Genomic DNA, 5,048 nt, shown 5'->3' with positions numbered 1-5,048 from the left:
GCGGGCACCTTTCAGGCGGCCGGGAACGCCAGCCCGGCCGCCTCCCGTGCGCACCCCCACGCCACCGTGATCCCGGCCCCGCCGTGGCCGTAGTTGTGCACCAGCACACGGCCGTCCGGCAGCGGCTGCCGTTCCAGTCGTACCGCGTGCCTGGCCGGCCGCAGCCCCACCCGGTGGTCCAAAATCCGCGCCCGCGCGATCTCCGGGCGGACCGCCGCGCACCGGGCCACGATCGCCGCGGCGGTGGCCGGGGCCGGCTCCAGGGACCAGTCGTCCTCCTCCGCCGTACCGCCGAGCAGCAGCCCGCCCGGCTGCGGGATGAAGTACGTGGAGGTCTCGCAGGAGTGGTCGGAGGAATGGTCGACGGAGGTGAACCAGGTCGTGATCCCCGGGTTCTCCACGACCACCAGCTGCCCGCGCACGGGACGCACCGCCGGGTCCGGCACCAGCGAACGCGCGCCCAGCCCCGTGCAGTTGACCACGACCGGTGCGGGCACCCCCGCGAGGTCGGTCACCTCGCGCGCCTCGACCACGCCTCCCGCCTTCGCGAGCCGCTCCCGCAGCCACGCCAGATGCACCGGCATGTCGATCACCGGAAGCCGCGCCGCGAGACCGTCGGCCACCGCCCGCAGTCCCGCCACCCGGCCCGCCCAGGTGCCCAGTTCGTCCAGCCGGGTCCCCCGGTGTACGCCGTCGACCAGGCGTACGCCCGTTTCGTCCGGCCGGTCCGCCAACCCCTCGTACACGGCGAGGGAGGCAAGCGCCCATGTGCCGACCAGCGGCCCGGGTTCGATGCGGTACGGCCACCACAGGCCGCCCGCGACCGCCGAGGTCGTACGCTCGGCGGGCTCCCGCGCCCACACCCGTACCCGGCGCCCGGACTCCGCCATGACCACGGCCGTCGTCAGCCCGGTGACCCCGCTCCCGACCACGATCACTTCGTCACTCGGCTCGCTGTCCACGCCAGGACGATAGGCCCTGTCCGCACGACTCTGTCATGCCGCGCTCACATCCGTGCCGGTGTGGGGATACTCACACTATGTCTGCCGCATACGCGACCTTCGACCTGGCACCGGCGATCCGCGCCGGCGGTGTGCTCGCCGACGGCGGCTACCAGGTCCACCGCGACTTCGTGGACTTCGTCGTGGACGGCCGTCCGCTGCTGTTCCGGCTGTCCGACCTGGACGCCGTCTCCCCGCTCGCCTCGGACGTCCCGCCCGCCATCTTCACCGCGCAGGTGCGCGCACTGCTCCTGGAGGCCGAACCGCCGCTCCCCGACGGCCGGTTCGTCATCTACGGCTGTCCCGAGTGCGCGGACCTGGGCTGCGGGGCGGTCACCGCCGTCATCGAGCGCGACGGCGAGGACTACATCTGGCGGGACTTCGCCTGGCAGACCGACGAGCACGCCGATCTCGAACTGAACGGATACCACGGCATAGGGCCGTTCCGCTTCCACGGCGCCGAGTACCGCGCCGCACTCGGCGCCCTGATGGAGGGCTCCGCCGCGCCGCGCCGGCGCGTGCTGCTCATCGGTGCCCGGGTCGCGGTCCTGGCCAAGCTGGCCGCCGCGCTGCGCACCATCGGCATCGGCGCCGACATCACCCAGGACGCCCGGGCCGTCCCCGCCGAGGAACTGCGCGGTTACGGCGCGGTCGCCTTCGGCCGCGCCGTCGGCGAGGAGGATCGAGCCGCCGTGGTGGAGGCCTTCGAGCGCGCCGGGGTCGACATCGCCCGGGTGGACGGCCTGGCCCCGATCGTGCCCCTGCTGGTCGCCCAGATCGAGCACGCCCTCGACCGCGGCCCGCTCCCGCAGCGCCGGCTCGTGGGGCTGGCCGTCGCCGACGGCACCGCGGACGTCGAGGTGACCTCGGCCTGCCGGGTACGGCTCACCGCCTACCGCATCGACCGGCTCTACCGCACCCACACCCGCGAGGTGTTCGACGGCGTCCTGGAACCCGGCCGGCACCGCATCCCGCTGGACCCGAAGGCGGTCAAGGGGGAGTCGTACGTGGTCGCCCGCACGACGGGAGGCGTCCTCACGGCACCGGTCACGGGCGGCAGACGGGGCTGAGGCGCGAAGGCGGGCCCAGGGGAGGCGGGGGTCGTGCGTTGCGGGGGCGGGGTATCGGGAGGCGGGGTGAGGTGTGAGGGCTGGCGCACCGGGGACCTGGGGCCGTGAGACGCGGGGGCGGGTCACGGAGGAAATCGGGGTCGTGCGTTGCGGGGGTGGGCCCTGGGGAAGCGGGGCTGGGGTGTGAGCCGGGCTCACGGGGACATGGGGGCAGGAGGTGCGGGGGCGGGTGCGGGAAACGGGGCCGTCGGACGCGGGGCAGGTCACGGGAAACGGGGGCCGTGAGACGCGGGGCAGGTCACGGGGAAACGGGGACCGGGATGCGGGCCGGGCCACCGGTACACGCGACTGAGCCGTGACGGCAGGCCCACTCGGAAGCCGGGCTGAGGCGCGATGGCGAGCCCACCCGGAAACCGGGCTGAGACGCGGGTGTCCGGCCCATTAGGATCGGCGTCCTGATGACTGCCACCCTCGTCGCCAAGAACCTCGCCGCCGGGCACGGCGACCGTTCCCTCTTCTCCGGGCTGGACCTCGTCGTCGCGCCCGGCGATGTGATCGGTCTCGTCGGTGCCAACGGCGCGGGCAAGTCCACCCTGCTGAAGCTGCTCGCCGGACTCACCCCGCCCGAACAGGGCGAACTGCGGCTGTCCCCGCCGGCCGCGACCGTCGGGCATCTGCCGCAGGAGCCGGAGCGCAGGCCGGGGGAGACCGTCCGGGAGTTCCTGGCCCGTCGTACGGGGGTCACGGAGGCCCAGCGTGTCATGGACGAGGCCACTCAGGCACTCGTGGACGGGGCACCCGGCGCCGACGACGCCTACGCGACCGCCCTGGAGCGCTGGCTCGGCCTCGGCGGCGCCGACCTGGAGGAGCGCGCGGAGGAAATCGCCGACTCGCTCGGCCTCGCCGTGGACCTGGACCAGCCGATGACCGCGCTGTCCGGCGGCCAGGCGGCCCGCGCCGGACTCGCCTCGCTCCTGCTGTCCCGCTACGACGTCTTCCTCCTGGACGAGCCCACCAACGACCTCGACCTCGACGGCCTGGAGCGCCTGGAACGCTTCGTCACCGGCCTGCGCGCCGGCACGGTCGTCGTCAGCCACGACCGCGAGTTCCTCACCCGCACCGTCACCAAGGTCCTGGAACTCGACCTGGCCCAGCGGCAGATCAACCTCTACGGCGGCGGCTACGACGCCTACCTGGAGGAGCGCGAGGTGTCCCGCCGGCACGCGCGCGAGGACTACGAGGAGTACGCCGACAAGAGGGCCGCCCTCCAGGAGCGCGCGCAGATGCAGCGGGCCTGGATGGACAAGGGTGTGAAGAACGCCCGGCGCAAGGCCGGCAACGACAACGACAAGATCGGCCGCAAGTTCCGCAGCGAGGCCAGCGAGAAGCAGGCCGCCAAGGCGCGGCAGACCCAGCGCATGATCGAGCGCCTGGAGACGGTCGAGGAGCCGCGCAAGGAGTGGGACCTGCGCATGGAGATCGCCGCCGCCCCGCGCTCCGGAGCGGTCGTGGCGACCCTGCGGGACGCCGAGGTCCGGCGCGGCGACTTCACCTTCGGGCCGGTGTCCCTGCAGATCGACTGGGCGGACCGGGTCGCCGTCACCGGGGCCAACGGCGCCGGCAAGTCCACCCTGCTGGGCGCGCTGCTCGGCCGTGTCCCGCTCGACTCGGGGCACGCGGCGCTCGGTTCGGGCGTCCTGGTCGGCGAGGTCGACCAGGCCCGGAAGCTCTTCCACGGCCCCGAGACCCTGCTGGACGCCTTCTGCGCGGCCGTCCCCGACACCGAGCCGGTCGAGGTCCGCACCCTGCTCGCCAAGTTCGGCCTGAAGTCCGAGCACGTCCTGCGCCCGGCCGCGACCCTCTCCCCGGGCGAACGCACCCGCGCCGCCCTCGCGTTGCTCCAGGGCCGGGGAGTGAACCTCCTCGTCCTGGACGAGCCGACGAACCACCTCGACCTGCCCGCCATCGAACAGCTGGAGTCCGCCCTCGACTCCTACGAGGGCACCCTGCTCCTGGTCACCCACGACCGGCGCATGCTGGACGCGGTCCGGGTGACCCGGCGGCTGGAGGTGGCGGACGGGAAGGTGACGGAGCGGTAGCGTTCGGCTGGGGGTGCCGCGATCTGCCGTTCATCCTCCGCGGGCGCGCCGTGGCTGGTCGTATGGTTCCCCGCGCCGCTCAGGGCGCTGCTGCTGCGGCCTCTCTCGCCGCTCGCTCGACCCGGCCGACGTGCTCGGGGTCGTGGGGCGCCACGTTGAGACCGTCCGGCCGTTGCCCCGCAGCTCCGTCGATCAGCTCCCGCACGATGTCGGCGTGCCCGGCGTGCCGCTGGGTCTCGGCGACCATGTGGGTCAGGATCCGGTGCAGGGTCGTCTCACCCGGTGCGCCCGGCACCCGGCCGAGCGCGTCCAGGGGGAGTGCCGCGATGGTCTCGTCCGAGTGGGCGCAGGCCCGCCGGTACAGGCCGACGATGTCCTCCCGGGTCTCGTCGGCCCGCGCCCACAGGTCCGCGTCCGGCTCCGCGTCACCGGTGAACCACAGGGGCGTACCGGCGAAGGGCCGGCCGAAGGCCGCGCCGAAGTACAGCGCCTCGGCGCCGGCCAGGTGCTTGACCAGGCCCAGCAGGTTCGTGCCGGTGGGCGTCAGGGGGCGCCGGATGTCGTACTCCGGCAGGCCGTCCAGCTTCCACAGCAGTACGTCGCGGGCGTCCTGGAGGTAGACCCGCAGGTCGTCCTTGGGATCCGTCATGGGCCCAGTCTGCCGACCGGGTGATCACGGTCCACCGAATTCCAGGTACTGGACGAAGGCGCCCTCCGCAGGGAGGGCGCCTTGTCAGTCGACCGAGACCGAAGGGATGCGGCTGGAGCCCCGGGTCAGCGCTTCTTGGGGTCCAGCAGGCCCGCCCGGCGCAGCGCGTCCGCCATCGCGCTGTTGGCGGGCGGCGGGGTCGGGCGGCCGCCCCGGTCGCCGCCCCGGT

General features: G+C 73.8%; 4 protein-coding genes. 2 read left to right on the top strand and 2 right to left on the bottom strand.

Annotation, left to right across the window (positions count from 1 at the left end):
- Positions 1-11 precede the first annotated feature (11 nt).
- Positions 12-938 (bottom strand): NAD(P)/FAD-dependent oxidoreductase, encoded by a 927-nt coding sequence (locus ABT288_RS49390; RefSeq protein ID WP_502973027.1) that lies wholly within the window; start codon positions 936-938, stop codon positions 12-14.
- Positions 939-1,039: 101 nt separating this feature from the next.
- Here ABT288_RS49390 and ABT288_RS49385 point away from each other — a divergent pair, with 101 nt between their 5' ends.
- Complete coding sequence (locus ABT288_RS49385) at positions 1,040-2,071, top strand: oxidoreductase (RefSeq protein WP_351623359.1); 1,032 nt, start codon at positions 1,040-1,042, stop codon at positions 2,069-2,071.
- 458 nt (positions 2,072-2,529) lie between these two features.
- On the top strand, positions 2,530-4,170 hold the full coding sequence (locus ABT288_RS49380) for an ABC-F family ATP-binding cassette domain-containing protein (protein WP_351623358.1): 1,641 nt from the start codon (positions 2,530-2,532) through the stop codon (positions 4,168-4,170).
- Positions 4,171-4,249: 79 nt separating this feature from the next.
- Here ABT288_RS49380 and ABT288_RS49375 read toward each other — a convergent pair whose 3' ends face one another.
- Positions 4,250-4,819 (bottom strand): DinB family protein, encoded by a 570-nt coding sequence (locus ABT288_RS49375; RefSeq protein WP_351623357.1) that lies wholly within the window; start codon positions 4,817-4,819, stop codon positions 4,250-4,252.
- Positions 4,820-5,048: the final 229 nt, after the last annotated feature.

Origin of the sequence: Streptomyces sp. NPDC001093, from assembly GCF_040298985.1 — a bacterium.
Taxonomy (GTDB): Bacteria; Actinomycetota; Actinomycetes; order Streptomycetales; family Streptomycetaceae; genus Streptomyces.
The sequence above is the reverse complement of the archived record's forward strand: the minus strand, read 5'-3'. Positions and strand labels throughout refer to the sequence as shown.

Coding starts and splice junctions, on each gene's coding strand:
- ABT288_RS49385 (WP_351623359.1), top strand. CDS start 1,040: ATGTCTGCCGCATACGCGACCTTCGACCTGGCACCGGCGATCCGCGCC.
- ABT288_RS49380 (WP_351623358.1), top strand. CDS start 2,530: ATGACTGCCACCCTCGTCGCCAAGAACCTCGCCGCCGGGCACGGCGAC.
- ABT288_RS49375 (WP_351623357.1), bottom strand. CDS start 4,819: ATGACGGATCCCAAGGACGACCTGCGGGTCTACCTCCAGGACGCCCGC.